At 39.1% G+C, this 19,367-nt stretch carries 18 protein-coding genes; 11 read left to right on the top strand and 7 right to left on the bottom strand.

Annotated elements, in window-relative coordinates:
• Positions 1–248 precede the first annotated feature (248 nt).
• On the top strand, positions 249–1,796 hold the full coding sequence (locus tag QE450_RS18585; protein WP_301263923.1) for a DUF4127 family protein: 1,548 nt from the start codon (positions 249–251) through the stop codon (positions 1,794–1,796).
• The gene (locus QE450_RS18580) at positions 1,793–3,409 is read left to right on the top strand and encodes an FAD-dependent oxidoreductase (protein WP_307301196.1); all 1,617 of its coding nucleotides are present in this window, start codon (positions 1,793–1,795) and stop codon (positions 3,407–3,409) included. The genes QE450_RS18585 and QE450_RS18580 overlap by 4 nt, the downstream gene beginning before the upstream one ends.
• 150 nt (positions 3,410–3,559) lie before the next feature.
• Here QE450_RS18580 and QE450_RS18575 read toward each other — a convergent pair whose 3' ends face one another.
• Complete coding sequence (locus tag QE450_RS18575; RefSeq protein ID WP_307301194.1) at positions 3,560–3,784, bottom strand: hypothetical protein; 225 nt, start codon at positions 3,782–3,784, stop codon at positions 3,560–3,562.
• Positions 3,736–4,089 (bottom strand): sigma-70 RNA polymerase sigma factor region 4 domain-containing protein, encoded by a 354-nt coding sequence (locus tag QE450_RS18570; protein WP_307301192.1) that lies wholly within the window; start codon positions 4,087–4,089, stop codon positions 3,736–3,738. Before QE450_RS18570 ends, QE450_RS18575 begins: the two co-directional genes overlap by 49 nt.
• Before the next feature lie 275 nt (positions 4,090–4,364).
• Here QE450_RS18570 and QE450_RS18565 point away from each other — a divergent pair, with 275 nt between their 5' ends.
• Together QE450_RS18565 and QE450_RS18560 are read left to right on the top strand one after the other, a co-directional pair.
• Entirely contained in the window at positions 4,365–4,880 is a 516-nt protein-coding gene (locus QE450_RS18565; protein ID WP_204826049.1) for a DUF2179 domain-containing protein, read from the top strand.
• A gap of 136 nt (positions 4,881–5,016) precedes the next feature.
• A complete protein-coding gene (locus tag QE450_RS18560; protein ID WP_307301191.1) occupies positions 5,017–5,865 on the top strand; it encodes an aldo/keto reductase in 849 nt (282 codons plus the stop codon).
• A 120-nt stretch (positions 5,866–5,985) separates the two neighbouring features.
• Here the strand turns inward: QE450_RS18560 and QE450_RS18555 are convergent, their stop codons facing one another.
• Positions 5,986–6,546, bottom strand: a complete 561-nt coding sequence (locus tag QE450_RS18555; RefSeq protein WP_273613998.1) for a PadR family transcriptional regulator — start codon at positions 6,544–6,546, stop codon at positions 5,986–5,988.
• 155 nt (positions 6,547–6,701) lie between these two features.
• Here QE450_RS18555 and QE450_RS18550 point away from each other — a divergent pair, with 155 nt between their 5' ends.
• The gene (locus QE450_RS18550; protein ID WP_204826052.1) at positions 6,702–7,190 is read left to right on the top strand and encodes a phenolic acid decarboxylase; all 489 of its coding nucleotides are present in this window, start codon (positions 6,702–6,704) and stop codon (positions 7,188–7,190) included.
• Positions 7,191–7,306: 116 nt separating this feature from the next.
• Here QE450_RS18550 and QE450_RS23585 read toward each other — a convergent pair whose 3' ends face one another.
• Both QE450_RS23585 and QE450_RS18545 read right to left on the bottom strand, forming a co-directional pair.
• Positions 7,307–7,663 (bottom strand): substrate-binding domain-containing protein, encoded by a 357-nt coding sequence (locus QE450_RS23585; RefSeq protein WP_373462003.1) that lies wholly within the window; start codon positions 7,661–7,663, stop codon positions 7,307–7,309.
• Complete coding sequence (locus tag QE450_RS18545; protein WP_373462002.1) at positions 7,656–8,324, bottom strand: LacI family DNA-binding transcriptional regulator; 669 nt, start codon at positions 8,322–8,324, stop codon at positions 7,656–7,658. The genes QE450_RS23585 and QE450_RS18545 overlap by 8 nt, the downstream gene beginning before the upstream one ends.
• A 335-nt stretch (positions 8,325–8,659) precedes the next feature.
• Here QE450_RS18545 and QE450_RS18540 point away from each other — a divergent pair, with 335 nt between their 5' ends.
• Positions 8,660–9,703: a phosphotransferase family protein gene (locus tag QE450_RS18540; protein ID WP_307301188.1), complete on the top strand. Its 1,044-nt coding sequence runs from the start codon at positions 8,660–8,662 to the stop codon at positions 9,701–9,703.
• A 120-nt stretch (positions 9,704–9,823) separates the two neighbouring features.
• On the opposite strand, the gene QE450_RS18535 is transcribed toward QE450_RS18540, so the two are convergent.
• Entirely contained in the window at positions 9,824–10,033 is a 210-nt protein-coding gene (locus QE450_RS18535; protein WP_273613995.1) for a TM2 domain-containing protein, read from the bottom strand.
• A gap of 160 nt (positions 10,034–10,193) precedes the next feature.
• On the opposite strand from QE450_RS18535, the gene QE450_RS18530 reads away from it, so the two are divergent.
• The 5 genes from QE450_RS18530 (at position 10,194) to QE450_RS18510 (ending at position 17,113) form a co-directional block, all read left to right on the top strand.
• The gene (locus QE450_RS18530) at positions 10,194–11,192 is read left to right on the top strand and encodes a glycosyltransferase (RefSeq protein WP_273613994.1); all 999 of its coding nucleotides are present in this window, start codon (positions 10,194–10,196) and stop codon (positions 11,190–11,192) included.
• 216 nt (positions 11,193–11,408) lie between these two features.
• A complete protein-coding gene (gene ascB / locus QE450_RS18525) occupies positions 11,409–12,851 on the top strand; it encodes a 6-phospho-beta-glucosidase (RefSeq protein ID WP_307301183.1) in 1,443 nt (480 codons plus the stop codon).
• Between the two features lie 173 nt (positions 12,852–13,024).
• Positions 13,025–13,855 (top strand): BglG family transcription antiterminator LicT, encoded by an 831-nt coding sequence (licT, locus tag QE450_RS18520; RefSeq protein WP_307301182.1) that lies wholly within the window; start codon positions 13,025–13,027, stop codon positions 13,853–13,855.
• Positions 13,856–14,112: 257 nt separating this feature from the next.
• A complete protein-coding gene (locus QE450_RS18515) occupies positions 14,113–16,053 on the top strand; it encodes a beta-glucoside-specific PTS transporter subunit IIABC (protein ID WP_307301179.1) in 1,941 nt (646 codons plus the stop codon).
• A 91-nt stretch (positions 16,054–16,144) separates the two neighbouring features.
• Complete coding sequence (locus QE450_RS18510; protein WP_307301177.1) at positions 16,145–17,113, top strand: nucleoside hydrolase; 969 nt, start codon at positions 16,145–16,147, stop codon at positions 17,111–17,113.
• A gap of 48 nt (positions 17,114–17,161) precedes the next feature.
• Here the strand turns inward: QE450_RS18510 and QE450_RS18505 are convergent, their stop codons facing one another.
• Positions 17,162–19,357, bottom strand: coding sequence for a peptidase domain-containing ABC transporter (locus QE450_RS18505; protein WP_307301175.1), 2,196 nt, complete (start codon positions 19,355–19,357; stop codon positions 17,162–17,164).
• Between the last annotated feature and the right edge of the window lie 10 nt (positions 19,358–19,367).

Below are 19,367 nucleotides of genomic sequence, written 5' to 3'. Positions count from 1 at the left end.
CTATTCCTTACAACAAAACAACATTAACTTTACAACAAGCAGTCCATTTTTTCCTGCCCCACCAAATAGAAAATTGCCGAGCTTACTCTGAGCGAAGGGAACGATATCATGCTGAAAGAGCGAAGCGCTCGCCTTTAAGGTTGGATATCGACTGCCCAGCAGTCAAATCAAGATATCCAATCTTACCAGCGACGACAAGCAAGATATCGTTCTCAAAGCGGTGTAACCTCAAAGGAGTCATATTCCCAATGAAATTGGTGATTGTACCTTTAGACGAAAGACCTTGTAATTATCACTTTCCGTATGAACTGACACGAGGAACCTCTTATCAGGCTGTTCGCCCGCCTCATGAATGGATGGGTCGCAAAAAGATTGCTGCAGATACACAGCGCTTGTGGACATGGACCAAACTGGAATGTCAATCGGCTGACGGAGCAGTGATTGCATTAGATACATTGCTATATGGTGGAATTGTTCCTTCCCGTCTGCACGAACTAGATATGGATGAGCTGACACGCCGGCTTGATCAATTAAAACAACTGAAAGAGCAGAATCCATCACTCAAATTGTTTGCTTTTCAACTGATTATGCGATGTCCGCAATACTCTTCTTCTGATGAAGAGCCGGATTATTATGCCGATTGGGGACGAGAAATTTTCCGCAAAGGATATCTAGAACATTATGGTGAAGAGCACACATTAACGACAGAAGAACAGCAAGAACTGGATGATATCAATAGCCGTTTGCCACAAGAAGTACTGGATGATTATCTAGGTCGGCGTGCAGTAAATCGAGAGATCAATCGATTGGCACTGGATTATGTAGAGCAAGGTGTGATCGATTTTCTGATTTTCCCGCAAGACGATTCAGCTCCTTATGGCTATACAGCTAGAGATCAACAAGAAGTGCGGACACGTATTCGAGCATTACGTCTCGGATTACGCGTCTATATGTATCCAGGAGCAGATGAAGTAGGTTGTACACTGGTTGCTCGTATGATCAATCAGTTAAGTAACCATATTCCGCAAGTGTATGTTCGCTTTAGTTCGGTGAATGGAGCGTTTATTATTCCTGCTTATGAAGATCGCCGATTATATGAAACATTGAAGTACCAGATTATTGCCGCAGGAGGCATGGTCGCTTCAGACGAACAAAGCGCAGATATCTTGTTACTGCTGAATACCGCAGGAGAGAAAATGGGTGAAGCGGTCTATCAAGGATCACCTTCGGCTAACTATGATACAGAACGAACCACTGTAGAACTGGTCGAGTATGCAGGTTACATATTGGATCGTAATCCGGATGCTGTTGTAGCGATTGGCGATATCGCTTATGCCAATGGTGGTGATCTTGAATTACTGGATTTGCTTCGTCAGCGTGGAATTCTGTATCAACTGGCAGGATATGCAGGATGGAATACCAGTTCTAATACGTTAGGTACGGTGATAGCACAATCGATGATCTACCGTATGTATGGTGCGACTCAAGAACATATGGATTTTCTAGCATTACGGTATGTGGAAGATCTGGGCTACGATTCGGTGGTACGTAAGTATTTGAGCAATGGGCCGATCCAAGAATTAGGTCTGGATAAATTTCAATTAGACGGTGAACGAGGATATGTTGCCGAAATGGTGCGTAGTCATTTGGAGCAATTTATTGGGGAACATTTGCAAGAAAATGGCGTTCGTATTGATATTCAAGATTGCTATATGCCATGGAACCGTATGTTTGAAGTAGGGTTATCGATTCGTACGCATCAATCGGTACAAGATCACAAAGGAGAACAATCATGACAGAACAAATCAGACAAACAGATGTTGTTGTAATCGGTGGCGGTCTAGGAGGCTGTATGGCAGCTCTTGCCGCAGCCAAGCAAGGATTAACAGTCACCTTAACGGAACCGACTGACTGGTTAGGTGGACAGCTTACATCACAAGCAGTTCCACCGGACGAACATCGCTGGATCGAACGTACTGGAGCAACAGCGACATTTCGTGAATTTCGTGAACGTGTCCGCGATTATTATCGTCGTAACTACCCATTAACTGATGAAGCGATGAACAATCCGATCTTGAATCCGGGTAACGGCTGGGTGAGCCGGTTAGCTCATGAGCCTAAGATAGCCCTTGATGTACTGCATGAAATGATGTCTCCTTATCTGCATACGCAGCGTATTCAAGTGTTATATCATACTGTGCCTGTGGAAGTAGCTACAGAATATGACCGTATCGTATCGGTCACTGTAAGTCATGCGCAAGCAGTCGGTACAGTAAGTGAGTACACGCAATTGATCGGTCAATACTATCTGGATGCTACTGAAGAAGGCGACCTGTTGGCACAATCGGGAACAGAATTTGTAAGTGGAGCTGAATCGAAGTCAGACACTAATGAACCGCATGCTCTAGAACATGCAGATCCACTGGATATGCAGTCGATCACTCATGTAGCAGCAGTAGATTATGTAGAAGGTGAAGATTTTACAATCGACAAGCCCGCCGAGTATGAGTACTGGCGTGAATATATGCCTTCGTTTTCTCGCTTTCCGATTTTGAGCTGGTATGCTTCTGATGCGAATGATACGACCAAGTTAAAAGAATTTACGCTTTTTCCAAATGATCAAGGGGTCACTTCTTTGTGGGATTATCGCCGTATTATTGATCCAGCCATCTGGGAAGAGCCACTTCGTTCACAGATTCAAGAAGTCAGTCTATTGAACTGGGCGCAAAATGATTATTATGCAGGGGCGGTAACAGGTGTACCGATCTATGAACGTACCCAAAACCTCGAAAGTGCACGCCAGCTTACATTTTCATTAGTGTACTGGTTGCAGACCGAAGCGCCACGTCTGGATGGAGGCAAAGGATTCCCGGGTATTCGCTTGCGTGGTGATATTCTAGGGACTGCCGATGGACTTGCCAAAGCGCCTTATATTCGTGAATCTCGCCGGATCAAAGCGTTATATACGATTACTGAGCATGATGTAAGCAAAGAGTTACGGGGAGCAGAAGGAATCAAGCGATATGAAGATAGTATCGGTGTAGGTAGTTATTCACTGGATCTACATCCAACTGTCAAATCACACCGTACATTCTATATTCCTAACTATCCATTTGAAATTCCATTAGGATCATTGATTCCGGTACGGGTCAAAAATCTGTTGCCCGCTTGTAAAAATATTGGCATGACTCAGATTGCTGGTGGTTGCTATCGTCTGCATCCAGTGGAATGGAATATTGGAGAGTCCGCAGGATATCTAGTCGCTTATGCGATTCAGCAAGGTATTACACCACGTGAAGTCTACGAATCAACAGAACATGTGAGTCGCTATCAAGAGATGTTGCTTGAAGCAGGTGTAGTAATTCACTGGCCGGAAGATGTAGAACAAGAAGTGTTGAATCCTCAGTAATATAGTCTTTTTCTTTTGTTAATCTTTAATATATGAAATAGCCTTTTGTCCGTATGATCGATGGACAGAAGGCTATTTTTGGATACAGCATAGAACGATAACGTGTAGAACAATAGATATCGTTATGATTGTCATGAGTGAATATGAAGATCATTCTGCTAATCCTGCTGTGACCAGTTCTAACAATTCAGTACGTAACGTCTGCATAGCATCTTCATAAGGCATTCGTAAATATTTACTTAAATGCTGCATATCTTCTTCATAATAATCAAGTAACTCTAACATAGCCGCTTGATCCTGATGATGCTGAACCAAGTCTAATAAAGTCACGAACTGATCTTCTGAGATAGATACTGCAAGCTTTTCTGTTTCCATCGGTTCACCGCCTGTTGGCTAATTTGTAATTGTTCTGCTAATTCAGCTTCGGTCTGTTGGTGTAGATACAATCCTCGAATAATATGTTTTCCTTGCGCAGAAGGCAAGGTATCAATAAGTTCCTGAAGAAGAATATGTGAATAGGACTCTTCCATATGGTAAGGTGTATACTTATTGTTTTCGGTCAGTGTATGGAGTGACTGCTGTTCAGAACGAATCCGTACTTTGTTCCGATACTGGATACGCCATGCGATCTGCTTGAGTTGTCTACGATACTGCTCGGATAACGAGAGGGTCTGTTCCATCCTAATAGCTCCTTTGTATAGATTTCCTTATTTTGTTACTTGAGGGAACTTATGTTCTTATTTTATAATAAAAAAGAACTGATGAGGTTGGAGATACGGGTAATTTATAGCGACTTATAAGCTGATTTAGAGCGAGGAAAAAGATGGACGTTCTGGAAAAACCTTAATTGATACTTGATCCCATGTGTAGAAAGAGATAGTGTAGAGGTTGAATATCTATAGATCACTAATGACATACACGATTATTTTGAAGAAGAAAGGTGTTTTTGCACGTTATGCTTAAAATTCTAATGTTTATTTTTCTGATTCAGATTGTATATGTAACGGCATATACGTTACGAACGATACTCACACTCAAAGGACAAAAATATGTAGCATCTGCGATCAGTATTGTCGAAGTCGTTATTTATGTTATGGGACTAAATCTGGTGCTCAAATATCTGGATCAACCGCTAAGTCTCACCGTATATGCGATCGGATATGGACTCGGGATTTTACTCGGTTCATGGATTGAGGAAAAGATTGCGCTCGGGTATATTACGGTCAAAGTAATTAGCGATGTGCCGAATCAACGACTAGCAGAAGTATTGCGAGACAAAGGTTATGGCGTAACATCCTGGCTTGGACAAGGGCGTGATGGCGACCGGATCGTGATGGAGATTCTAGCCAAACGCAAAAATCAGGACAGCCTGTATAAAACTATCCTGTCTGTCGATCCCAAAGCTTTTGTAATTATGGTTGAGCCGCGCGAATTCCATGGTGGTTTCTGGACTAAAGCCATTAAGCGTTAAATAATACAGTCATAGAATCAGTAACCTATTCGGAAAAGTACTCCTCAATATCGAGCTTCTTCAAAGCTAGCCATGTTTACCAATGGTTCAATGGTTTAAATAATGATTGAAGCAAAATAAGAGGAGGGCTTTTGATATGCAAACGAACGTTCCAACAAAAAAGCTGAATGACGGACTGGATATTCCAGCAATCGGGCTGGGTACTTATTCGCTGAATGGTTACAAAGGTGCTGAATCGATCAAACAAGGTATTGAAGCAGGTTATCGTCTGATTGACTCTGCTTTTAATTATGAAAATGAAGGTGCAGTTGGTAAAGCAGTACGCGAAAGCTCGGTACCACGCGATCAACTACGTGTCTGCTCCAAATTACCCGGACGACATCATGCGTATGATAAAGCATTGGTAACGATCGAAGAATCGCTTCTTCGCACAGGACTGGATTATTTTGATCTCTATATTATTCACTGGCCTAATCCAAAAGTAGATAAATATGTAGAAGCATGGCAAGCGATGATTGAAGCGCAAAAACGCGGTTATGTACGTTCGATCGGAGTAAGTAATTTCCTGTCAGAACATCTGGAACGGATTATCGCTGAAACGGGAGTAGCGCCTGTTCTGAATCAAGTAGAATTGCATCCGTATTTTGAACAAACAGAACAGCGTGCAGCAAATGATAAGCATCAGATTATTACTGAATCATGGAGTCCACTCGGTCGTGGTCGCGGAGAAGGTGTACTTGAAGATGCAGGTGTGCAAGAAATTGCAGCCACTCATGGCAAAACACCGACACAGGTTATTTTACGCTGGCATACTCAGTTAGGCGCTGTACCGATTCCGAAAGCAGGATCACTAGAGCATCAACAGGAAAACTTGAACATTTTCGATTTTGAGTTAACTGAAGAGCAAATGAGTACGATTTCTGCATTCAGTAAAGACAACAAACGCTTATGGGATCAAGATCCAGCAGAGTATGAAGAATTTTAAACCAAGCATATCTTGAAGCAATGATTATGATTATACAACCAACGTAGACTATACAAAAAAGGCATCCGTAATGGATGTCTTTTTTTGGTTCAAGCAGTCTATACATATTCGATCTATCGCTTACAAAAACAACTTCATTTGTTGCTCCAACCACACTACATAACTTTGTTCACGCGCTATCGCTTTGGTTAGCACAAGATAATGTCCCAGATGAGGATGATCGAAGTACATAGCATCAGCTGTATTTTCTGTACCGAATACAGGGATCAGGTCATCATATTGCTGTTGTAAATATACCAATTTGTCTTGTCGCTGTTGAAGCTGATCTTGAAAAAGAGTCTTTGCTTCTTCTTTGGATAATGTATGGATAAAATACATTTTGAGCATAAACGCATCTTTTTCCGTTTCAGGTAAAGGTTCTGGAGATATCGCCCACGCTAACAGTTCTTTTCGCCCGGCTTCAGTGATAGTGTACATTTTCTTTTCTAACTTTTCTCCCTGAATCTGTGTACGAAAATGAAGAAGTCCTTCATCTACCAGCTTACGCAACTCTGGATAAATCTGACTGTGCTTGGCGCTCCAAAACTGTCCGATTTCTTTTTTAAATTGACTGGTTATATCGTAACCACTGTACTCTTGACGGTACAGTAGACCGAGAATCGCAAATTTTAATACTCTCATTCTATAATCCCCTTTGTATATCAATTCGTATATTTGACCATAGCATACCATAGTGTTAAAATAAACATGTTGATATTTACATGTTTTATTGAAGTGGTAATACATCAGAAACAAATCATTATCGCATTTACATTTCAGAAAGCAGGTGCTGTACAATGGAAAACTTTGTAGGAAGTCACATGATTTATACGTATGAGAATGGTTGGGAATATGAGATTTATATCAAAAATGATCATACTATTGATTACCGTATTCATAGTGGTATGGTAGCTGGACGTTGGGTGCGCGATCAAGAAGTAGATTTGGTGAAATTAACAGAAGGTGTATACAAAGTAGCATGGACAGAACCAACAGGTACAGATGTAGCGCTTAACTTTATGCCGCTTGAAAAACGCATGCATGGTATTATTTTCTTCCCGAAATGGGTACATGAACATCCTGAAATTACGGTGTGTTACCAGAATGACCATATCGCTTTGATGGAAGAATCTCGCGAAAAATACGAAACATATCCTAAATATGTAGTACCTGAATTTGCAGATATTACGTTTATCGAAAATGCTGGTGTAGACAATGAACAAGTCGTTGCCAAAGCTCCATATCCAGGCATGACAGATGATATTCGCGCAGGTAAATTCAAATAAAATTTAATAATATACAGGATGACCATCATAAGTTCTATGGATCATCGGTACAGCAAAAAGGAACGTCATCATGACGTTCCTTTTATTTTTATGTTCTAGTACGTTTCTGCCAATAGTTAAGGCGCTGTATGCAGTGGAATCACCGATTCACGCTCAACTACACGCCCAGGCACAAGTGCACGACCGAAAGTATAATAGGGATTGCTTACTTTTTTCAAAATAGATTGCACAGCAAGCTTGGCCATTCGTTCTACATCGACTTCCACCGTAGTAAGCGGTGGTCTGGTAAGTGTCGCATAAATATCATTATCAAATCCAGTAACAGAATAATCGTGAGGAACGGTATAGCCTAAATCTTGCAATTTGTTAATCAGATTATGCGCTACTTGATCACAATTACATACAAATGCGCTAGGCATAGGATCAGGTAATTGAATATCAATATAAGTTCCGTCTTCATCCCGATCATCCAATATCCAGTGAGATTGTACAAGGGATACGATGCTCCAACAATGATTTGTAATATCCTAGAAAACGATCTTGAATACTGCTGGTTGAATAAAGTGTACCTACATAAGCAATATCACGATGACCTCCGCGGATCAACAGATTAGTCAACTCATACGCTCCATAGAAATTATCGGTAACAACAGCATCCATATCGACATGCTCATCATAGAAGTCCAGAAAAATTTTGGGTAACTGCATTTCCTGCATCGCTTCGATATAAGGCTTGCCGATCTGCCCTAAAATAATCAAACCATCTATTTTTTGCTCATAATACAATCGAGGTAAAGTAAGTGTTGATTCTTCTTCTTCCCCTAACGTGGTCATAATACCGTAATAACCACCTTGCTCTAGAATTTTGGCAATATATTTATACATACGAAAATAAAAAGAATGATTGGTGCCGGTAAATCGCTCCGGGATCATCACTCCAATATTGTAGGATAGACCGTCTTTCATTGATTTGGCGGCTGTATTATAACGATAGCCCATTTCTTCGGCGACTTGTTTGATCTTTGCTTTTAGACTATCGCTTACACCATCTTTATCTCCAAGCGCTTTGGAGACGGTTACACTACTAATATTCAACCGATCAGCGATATCTTTCATCGTTACTTTATGATTCACAAGCCCACCCCTTTGTACTGGATCTATTGCATCTATATATGGACGTTTATCGGTCACTTATGACTATGAATACTACTATTCTATTATTCAGCACTATACCCAAAGCTGTAACAGACTAATACTAATTTTTTTGCAAAAGGCTGTCAATTGATGATTAATCATATACAAAGACATACAAACATCCCTGTAATCAGAGTACTTGTTCATAGCAACATTTTTGGCATTAGCTGTTTCAGCAACATATAGGTGTCACCTTGATCTTCAACTCCAAACCCTTTACCGTATAATGAATAGCAACATATCAAGCATTTTAACCAACGGTAGGTGAAATATAGATGGAACAATCAGATCTACAACAAATAGTAAAACAAGCGATTACAGAGAATGTGTTATTAGATGATCATTATGTAAGTGAACAAGAAGTGATCTATACCAGTCTACATGGAACTAATATCGAACGATTTCGCTTAAAAGCAAATCAGCAATCTTATATTTTGAAAAGATTACCTGTTCATCAAGAGCAGTACCGAGAACTATGGGTATACAAGCATATTATGCCACTGTTGCCAGACCAATATCCGCAATTAATCGCGTATGCTACGCATGACTGGAACGATGATCTATCGAGTGATGCTAATGCAGATCAAGATGATAAAAGGTATACGTCTTCATGGATCGTTATGGAAGATGTAGGAGAGATTCAGCATGTCCATCATGAACAGACTTTGATCAATGTTATCGATCAGATGGCAATCTATCATCGAATCTCTACTTCGTCGATTTATAATATGCCGACGGAAGGGCAAAAGCCATCGATCACAGTGTTACAACAACAAGTATTATCACAATGGGATGATATTCAGCAATTGATGCAAGATCGTGTACAACAAGGTAAGACGCATACCGACTGGTTACCTTTCATGCCACAGCTCAAGCAAGCGATTCAGCAAAGTGAATGGAACCAATCTACTGTGTTATGTCATGGGGATCTGCATGCAGGCAATTATGGTGTTACGCCTACAGGACGTTTGATGATATTAGACTGGGAGCATTGTCATCTTAATATACCGTTATGGGATTTGTATCATATGATCGATTTGTCTCATCCCCTATTTCCGCGGGCGATGAACACACATTTACGGATACGATTATTATCACGATATTGGGAGCAACAGGTGAATCCGGTACAATCAAAGTCCTATATGATAAAGCAATATAGCGTATTTGCTATAATCTTTTCTAGTTGGATGTTGTTATTAATAGAGCGAGATTTGCAGATGGAACAACCGATCTGGACGCATGCTCAGTTATATGTGCAACAAGCCGAAGTATGGGAGCATCTAGAGCAGTGTATCCAGTTATGGCAATCTTATAGATGATATAGATTTGTAAATAGTGAATACAAAAAAACCTCGTTGGCTGAGTAGCCTTCGAGGTTTTTTGGATAGTTTAAATATTGTATACTGTGAATCTTGTATATGATCATTTCCAAAATAAGCTTAGAATTTCAATTGATATCCTTCTTTATCGCGGAATTTACCTAAAATAATAATGATAATATCAACAATAACCCAGACACCGCCTAGACCGGCTGTAAACAACATCAACAATCCTGTTCCTACTTTACCTACATAAAAACGGTGTATCCCTAAATATCCGAAGAAAATACACAACAATAAGCTGACTAGATTACTTTTACGACTATACATAATGTTCCCTCCAAAGTGTGTTACTTATGATATTACATACGCATCTCCAGCGGTGAAGGTTCCTCTTTTTTTCATTTAACGGTATATTTAGAATATACACGCTACAAGACAATAGACGCAAATGATGCAAAATAATAGAGATATTATCTGGAGGAACGTTATGCAAAAAGTTGGACTTCTTATGCGCAAAATTCAATTTACTGAAAATCAAGGGCCACGTGTATTTGCAGAGCGATTACAAGCGTTGGGACGAGAATTAGGTGTAGATATCGTATTTATTTCACCAGAACGTCATGTGAGTGGATATGATTGGCTTCCTGGATATGAGCATGAAAAAAGCGATCTTGTTAACTATGATATCGTTTTAGATCAGATTCATAAGGAACAGATTGAACATGTTATTTATACGGTTTCTGGATTTACGTATTTGAAAATGTTTTTGCCTAAAAGTGTACTGTTTCCGCATAGTTTCCCTGATCCGGCACTGACAGGATATGAGATGATGAAGCCATTTTACAATATGGTCGACAAAGCGGTGGTACAGACTCCTTTTCTCAAAAGGCAATTAGCATCACAATTTAATATTACCGATGTAGATGTGATTCCTATCGGGTTTAGCGAGACGTTAGCGAATAAGCATTTTGATCCTTCTCAAGTGGTGGAAAACCGTATCTTATGGATTGGACGGGATGAAGAAAATCGTCGTCCTGATCTGGTGCTCAAGTATGCTCGTCAGAATCCAGACAAAGAAGTATTTATGGTGTTTGGCGGTGAACGTTACCGTGAAAGTATGCAGAAATATGATATTCCTTCCAATATTCATTTACGATTTGCCTTATCGCAAGATGAGATTTTCCAGTTAATGAATTCCAGTAAAGTGTATTGGAGTTGCTCCAAATTTGATACTTTTGCGATGCCACTGACCGAAGCGCTGGCGATGGGCAAAATTGTAGTTAAACCAGAGCATCCTTGTTATGACCATATCAGCTCAACCCACGCTTTTGCTGGTAATGAACGTAACTGGTTTGAACTGGTGAATATGGCGGCGGCTTCTCCACGCTCCTTTTCACAGGATAATCGCGATTATGCGTTTGATACGTTTTCCAGTTCGATTATGAGAGAAGGGTATCGTCAGTTCTTTTCTGAATGGCTAAAGTAACAGCATAGATCAGCCTTGATGTTGATTGACATCGCTTCATATCCTTGATAAAGTTTTGTTGAACAGAATAGACTTCTCATGGGATGTTACCATTCGGGCATAACCTGAACCAACCTGATTGCACATATTAGTGTGAACAGGTGAGTTCAGGTTTTTTTATTTTCGGGTTCGAGGGAGGCATCTGCTTTTAATCTCACATACAGGAGGAGAATTACAATGACAACAACATTTCCACAAGGCTTTTTATGGGGTGGAGCGATCGCTGCGAATCAAGCAGAAGGAGCTTATCTAGAAGATGGAAAAGGGTTAAGTATTGTTGATCTATTACCTACAGGAGAAAAGCGAAGATCGATTATGAAAGGCAATGTGCCTTCGTTAACCCCGCTTGAAGAAGAATTTTACCCTTCTCATGAAGCGATCGATTTTTACCATCGTTACCCTGAAGATATTGCTTTGCTTGCTGAAATGGGCTTTAAAGTATTGCGTGTTTCGATTGCATGGGCGCGTATTTTTCCTACAGGCGAAGAAGAAGCACCGAATGAAGCAGGGTTATTATTTTATGATCGATTATTCGATGAATTGTTACGGTATGGTATTCAACCGGTAGTAACACTGGCTCACTTTGATGTGCCTGTTTATCTGATTGAGAAATACGGAAGCTGGCGTCACCGCCAATTGATCACGTTATTTGAAAAATATGCGAAGACTGTGTTTGCACGTTATCAGCACAAAGTAAAATACTGGATGACGTTCAATGAGATCAATATGTTATTACATCTGCCGTTTCTAGGAGCAGGTCTTGTTTTTGAAGAAGGGGACGATGTCGAGCAGATCAAGTATCAAGCAGCTCATCATCAGCTTGTTGCGAGTGCATTAGCAGTCAAAGCATGCCATGAGATGATTCCAGATGCTCAAATCGGTTGTATGCTTGCTGCAGGTAGCTTTTATCCATTTACTTGTAATCCAGAAGATGTGTATCAAGGGATGGAAAAAGATCGTGAGTCGTATTTCTTTATCGATGTTCAATCACGCGGAGCATATCCGGGGTATGCGAAGCGCTTTTTCCGGGATCGTGGATTAGATATCCAGATGGAAGCAGAAGATGCAGAAATTTTGAAGCAACATACTGTCGATTATATTGGATTTAGCTATTATTCTAGTCGTACAACAAGTACAGATCCTGAAGTGAATCAAAAAATGACCAGCGGTAATGTGTTCGGTTCTGTAGCCAACCCTTATCTTGCCAAATCCGAATGGGGCTGGACAATTGATCCGTTAGGTATGCGTATTACAGCTAATCAATTGCATGATCGTTATCAAAAGCCTTTATTTGTCGTTGAAAATGGTCTGGGTGCGCATGATGAGATGAATGCCGATCAGAGTATCGATGACGATTACCGAATCGATTATTTGCAAAAGCATATTACAGCGATGAGTGAAGCGATCGAAGACGGCGTTCCTATTATTGGGTATACGTGCTGGGCGCCAATTGATATTGTGAGTGCTTCTTCTGGTGAAATGCGTAAACGGTACGGTTATATTTATGTTGATCGTGATAATGAAGGGAACGGTACCCTTCAGCGGATAAAGAAAAAAAGTTTTGCATGGTATCAAAAAGTGATTCAGTCTAACGGAGCAGATGTAGAAAATAATCTTTGATTATCGCTGATATACAGTAAAATGATGCCGGATGGAAATGCAGTGGAAAGCTGATTTCCATCTGGTTATCTATAGATGCTAAAGCGTTGACAAGGATGTATCACCTGAATACACTAGACGTAACTTTATAGATCAGACAAAGATGTATTGTAAAGAAATCAAGGGGGCAAGCTATGCGAATTGCCAAAGTCATTAATAATAATGTAGTGAGTATTTATCAAGCTGATGGTTCGGAGCTAGTGGTCATGGGGCGAGGAATTGCTTTTAAAAAGAAACCGGATGATAAGATTGATGAAAGTAAAATCCAAAAAGTATTTGCACTAAAAAACAAACAGACATCAGATAATTTCAAAATGCTCTTGCGAGAAGTACCGATTGAATTGATCGAAATTGTAGAAAATATGATCGTGTATACCAAAGAAACGTTAGGAAAAAAGTTAAATGAAAATCTGTATGTCTCCCTAACCGATCATATTAATTTTGCCATCGAACGTTATCAACAAGGATTGGAAATTAAAAATGTGCTTCTATGGGAAATTAAGCAAATTTACAGAGAAGAATTTGGTATCGGACTCAAAACATTAGAACAGATTAACCATAAGCTTGGAATCGAATTACCTGAAGATGAAGCAGCCTTTATCGCTATTCATATTATTAACGCAGAAATGAATGAAGAAGTCTCGACCACAATGACGATCACCAAGTTTATTCAACAGACGCTCAATATTGTGAAATATCATTTCAAAAAAGAGTTTGATGAAGATTCATTAAGTTATTTTCGCTTTGTGACGCATTTGAAGTTTTTTGCACAACGGGTATTGAAAGGCACTCATTATAACGATAATTATGATCATTTATATACGATGATCAAAGAAAAGCATCACGAAGCAGCTGCCTGTGCCGAAAAAATCCAAAAATTTGTAGCCAAAGAATACAATTATCAATCCACCAACGAAGAGTTATTATACTTAACGGTTCATCTAGAACGTGTGATTAATCGGTGACCCTTGTCTATTCATCTATACATGTAAGCGTTGACAAATATAAAAAATCAGTATATTCTAAGCACATTGAAATAACAAGAACAGCTAACTACACAATCAAATAGTACAGCCGGGGTTGTTACTGGTGATGCAGGCAAAACCTAAGTTCTGAAAAGTAGTGCGATCGATTGATCCGCTATTTTTCAGGGCTTAGGTTTTTTGTGTGCTCAAAAACAGAAATCAGCACATAATATCAATTAAAATGAGGGGTGAACAGCATGGATTTTGAGAAATTAGCTAAAGAAATCGTTGCAGGAGTAGGTGGAGAAAAGAATGTCAATTCACTGGTTCACTGTGCTACACGATTACGATTTTCGCTAAAAGACAATGCCAAAGCAGATACAACAGTATTAGAAAAAAATCCAGGCGTAATTGCGGTCAAAGAAAGTGGCGGACAGTATCAAGTTGTAATCGGAAACACAGTTCCAGAAGTGTATGAAGCGATAGGGAAAGTGTCTACTATTATTGACTCTTCAGATCGAGAGCGTGAAGCTGGGGAATCGAAAAGCAAAAAAGGATTTGGAGCAGTTATTGATGTGATCTCCAGTATATTTGCTCCGTTACTCGGTGTTATGGCAGGAGCAGGTATTCTAAAAGGATTGTTATTGATCTGTAGTAATTTTGGATGGTTAGAAGCGAAAAGCAGTACATATATTATTTTATTTGGTGCCGCAGATAGTTTGTTTTATTTTCTTCCTTTACTGCTTTCGGTCACGACAGCACGCAAATTTGGCGGTAATATATTTGTAGCTTTAACGATTGCAGGGGCATTGTTAATCCCTTCGATTACCGCGCTAAATGGAGCCGAAAGTGCAGTTACCTTTTTTGGTATTCCAGTTGTGATGATGAGTTATTCTTCAACAGTGATTCCGATTATTATTGCGATTATAGTGATGAGCAAGCTAGAAAAGTTCTGTAACCGTCGTATACATGAAAGTGTTAAAAACTTTATCACTCCGCTGATTTTACTTGTGATTATGGTGCCTTTAACATTAATGGTATTCGGTCCATTTGGTGTGTATGTTGGTAATGGTATCGCAGATATCTTAATCGCTGCTTTCTTATTCAGTCCATTGATTGCAGGTGCGCTTTTGGGAGCAGGATGGCAGTTATTCGTTATTTTCGGTGTTCATTGGGGACTGGTGCCTGTCTTTATTAATAATATTGCTGTGTATGGTCGTGATGGTATTAAGCCAGCAGCAACAGCATCTGTATTTGCACAGACAGGTGCTTCATTAGGAGTTATGCTCAAAACAAAAAATAAAAAACTTAAAACACTTGCAGGTTCGGCTACATTATCAGCATTATTTGGTATTACAGAACCAGCAGTATACGGTGTGACATTGCCACTTAAACGTCCATTTATTGCCGGTATTATTGGTGGAGCAGTCGGCGGTGCTATTATCGGGCAAGCAGGTACACAAGCATTTGCGTCCGGTGCGCCAGGGTTACTCACGTTACCTATTTTTTATGGCCCGGGTGGACAAGGATTTTCGGGGCTGATTATGGGAATTACGGCTTCTTTTCTTATTTCGATGGTGCTGACGTATATTCTTGGATTTGAAGATCCTGTAGAAGAAGAGAAGCAAGAGGTTGTAGCGACAACAGTAGCTTCTCCTACTCCGATACATCATCCAGTACGTGCAAGTGATACAGTACTTAGTCCGTTAAGTGGTACTGTTGTTGCTTTGAGTGATGTACCTGACCCTGCTTTTGCAGCAGAAGCGATGGGAAAAGGGATAGCTGTTGAACCTGCGGAAGGTCGCATTGTTGCACCATTTGCAGGAACAGTCACAGTAGCTTTTAAAAAGAAACATGCGTTAGCTGTCGTGTCTGATCAAGGACTGGAAGTATTAGTACATGTTGGTATGGATACAGTGAAGTTAGATGGAGAACATTTTACTTCTTATATACAAGAAGGCGATCGGGTGAGTGCAGGTCAGCTTTTGCTTGAATTTGATATTGCACGTATTCGTGAAGCCGGTTATTCAACGATTACACCTGTGATTGTGACCAATACATTTGATTATAGTGATATTATTCCTCTTCAACAGATAGTAGTGACTCATGGAGAACCGTTATTAGAAGCTATCGGAACAGAAAGTAATACTGAATCTACAACCCACACGGTGATATCTAATCCCAAGTACTCTACCTGAACAGTATTGATAAAATAGTAGTCAAATGCGTATAGGATTGCTATGATTTTAAAAGGATTATTCTAAGAAATAGTAAGGATGTGGAACAAGCATGACAGCATTACGCAAAGCTATTATTGATACAGACACCGCTGGCGATGACACGATCGCTATTTTGACAGCACTTCACCATTTTGATGTGCAAGGCATTATGATGACAGGTGGAAATGTACAATTTGATCAGGAAGTAGAGAATGCGCTATATACGATTCAAGTCGCAGGCAAAGGTGGAGCAGACGGACAGATTCCGGTCTACAAAGGATGCGAACGCCCACTGATGACCACATGGAACCAAGAGCAACATCGTACAGTAGAAGATGTGCATGGTAGCGATGGGATGGGTGGTTCTAACTTTCCCAAAGCGATCCAACGTCCAGCAGATGGACATGCTGTCGATTTTCTAATCGAAAGTGTACATAAATATCCGGGTGAAATTCATCTGCTTGCGATTGCACCATTGACCAATATTGCGATGGCTATCCAAAAAGATCCAACCATTGTGCCCAAAATTCCTCATCTATATGTAATGGGTGGAACCAACAATGCACTGGGCAATATTACACCAGCCGCTGAATACAACTTTTATGTAGATCCCGAAGCTGCTCATATTGTACTTCGTTCAGGGATTCCAACTACGATGGTAGGTTGGGAAATGTGTACCCGTTATTCGCTGATGGATGATGAAGATCATGCAGAGATTGCACAACTAGGCACAGCAGGCGCCGAGTTTTTCAAAGCGGTCAATCAAGTGGTTATGACATTCAACAAAGAAGTCCATCGACTTAATGGTACAACTCATCCAGATACATTGCTCATGGCTGTAGCGGCAAATGAAGCAGTAATGACGGAAAGCCACACGTACTTTGTCGATGTAGAAACGAAAGGCGAATGGACACGTGGCTATAGTGTAGTCGATATCAATGGACGACTTGGACAAACGCCAAACGTAAGAGTTTGTGAGCAAGTGAATCGTCCTGTGTTCAAGCAAATGTTGTTAGATGTGCTGGGTGCGATCAAGTAAAGAGGATGTAGATAAAAAATACAACTAACCAGATGTAATCGCTTCTGGTTAGTTGTATTTTCGGTTATTACTAGTATTAAATACTTGAAGTTCATTTGCTTTTTCTTGATAAAATGCTTTGTACTCTTCGCAAGAATTGATAAGTTCTCGATGACTACCTTGAGCTTGAATCTCTCCATTGTCTATTAAAATAATAGTATCTGCACTAAGGATAGTACTTAAGCGATGAGCGATGATGACTCTAGTACACAAAAGATCATCTAAATTTTGACTGATTTTTTGTTCAGTGATGGTATCTAATGCGCTTGTTGCTTCATCCAATATTAATACAGAAGATTCAATGACTAATGCTCTAGCAAGTACAAGTCGTTGCTTTTGTCCACCTGATAGATTAGAACCCATTTCTGAAATGATAGTTTCATAACCCATTGGCATTCGAAGAATATCTTCATGGATTTCGGCGATTTGGCAAGCACGTATAATTTGTTCTAGTGATATTTCATTATTATAAATTTGTAAATTTTCTTTAATAGTGCGATTGAAAAGAAAATCCTCTTGCATTACAATCCCCAATTTTTTTCTAAGAAGGGATGTATTCAAATCTTTAATAGAGTAACCATCAAAAAGAATATCACCTTGAGTAGGTTCGTACAGTCCTGCTATTAACGAAGCTAATGTACTTTTTCCTGATCCTGTTTTTCCAATGATCGCTACCTTTTGTCCAGCTTGGATATAAAGATTTATATTTTTTAAAATGGGTTGTTTTGAATGATAGTGAAAATGAATATTTTTTAATTGTATATTTCCTTTAAGGTTAGGCATATTTTGAATATGTTCATTGGCTTCGGTGTCAGTGTCTAGGATATCTCTTATTCTTTCCAACAATGTTTGAATTTTGATGACTTCACTAAATGATATCGCTAAAGAATTAAAAGGAGCTAAAAAAATGACTACTAAAGATTGAAATGCAAATAATGTTCCCAATGTTATTTTATTTTGGATAAGTAGTATTGAACCGAACCAAGCCACTAATAATGGAGCTACAAAAGCGAATGAAGAATGGATAGAGTTAATGTTATTTTGATAATTCAATTTCTTTTTAGTAGTAGCAATCTGCAAATCAAATATAGAACGCCATCCTTGGTACGTTTCCTTTTCAATCCCTAATGATTTCACTACTGAAACGCCTTGTATTGCTTCTGTCAAATAACCACTTGTATGTGTTTGAGCCGATATTTCTGCTTGAGTTAATGATCTCATTTTTGAACGAGTCATCATAATAATTATTACTTGGATAGCGGCTACACTAAGAACAACAGTTGTTAATGAAATAGATTGAGTGAACATATATATAGTTAAAATAAGTATTAAAAAGAAATTGATGATTGTTGAGATAAGCTGATTCGATATAATTTGTCTAATAGCAATATTACTATTAGTTCTCAAAATAAGATCACCACTAGATCGGAGCTCAAAAAATTTGTAAGGCAATTTAAATAAGTGAGAGATAAAGCGATCCATTAATGAAGTATCCAATCTATTTTGTAAATGAATTAACAACCGCCCATGTAATAAAGTGAAGCCTAAATAAATAAAGACAATAACCAGACTAGATGCACCAAGAACATGAATAAGATTTACACTATATCCATTAGTAGTCGTATCTATAAAATATTTTAATAAAATAGGAACAGACAAAGTAAGACATTGAAGTATCAAAGACCAAAATAAAATAGTATAAATAAGCTTTTTTTCTTTAAAAAAGGATAAAAAATATGAATACTTTTGTTTGATATTGTGTTCTTTGATTTGAAATGAATCATTAGGTACCAAACTTAAAGCTATGCCAGAATAAGATGTATTAAATTGATCTATACTTATTTTGGATCTTCCTATTTCAGGGTCAATAATAACAGCTGAAGTATCATTGATCGCTTCTAATACTACATAATGTTTTTGATTCCAAAAGATGATCGCTGGAAGTTGTAATAAATGCAATAATTCTGTCGGAATATGCTGTCCTTTTGCCTGCAAATTATAAGCTGTCGCTATATTTTTTAATGTTAATAAACTAGTTCCATTTCTGCCTTCATCTGCTTTTTTGCGAAGTTCAGGTAAACCGACTTCATGACGATAATATCCTAAAATCATTGCTAAACAGCACAATCCGCATTCAGATTGTTGCATCTGTTCTACAAAAGGAATTTTACGAGCATGTACATATTCTTTATTTAAATAGTCCATGGAATATCTC

Source organism: Paenibacillus sp. SORGH_AS_0306 (genome assembly GCF_030819345.1).
GTDB lineage: Bacteria > Bacillota > Bacilli > Paenibacillales > Paenibacillaceae > Saccharibacillus > Saccharibacillus kyungheensis.
This window is presented reverse-complemented; position numbering and strand designations above follow the sequence as displayed.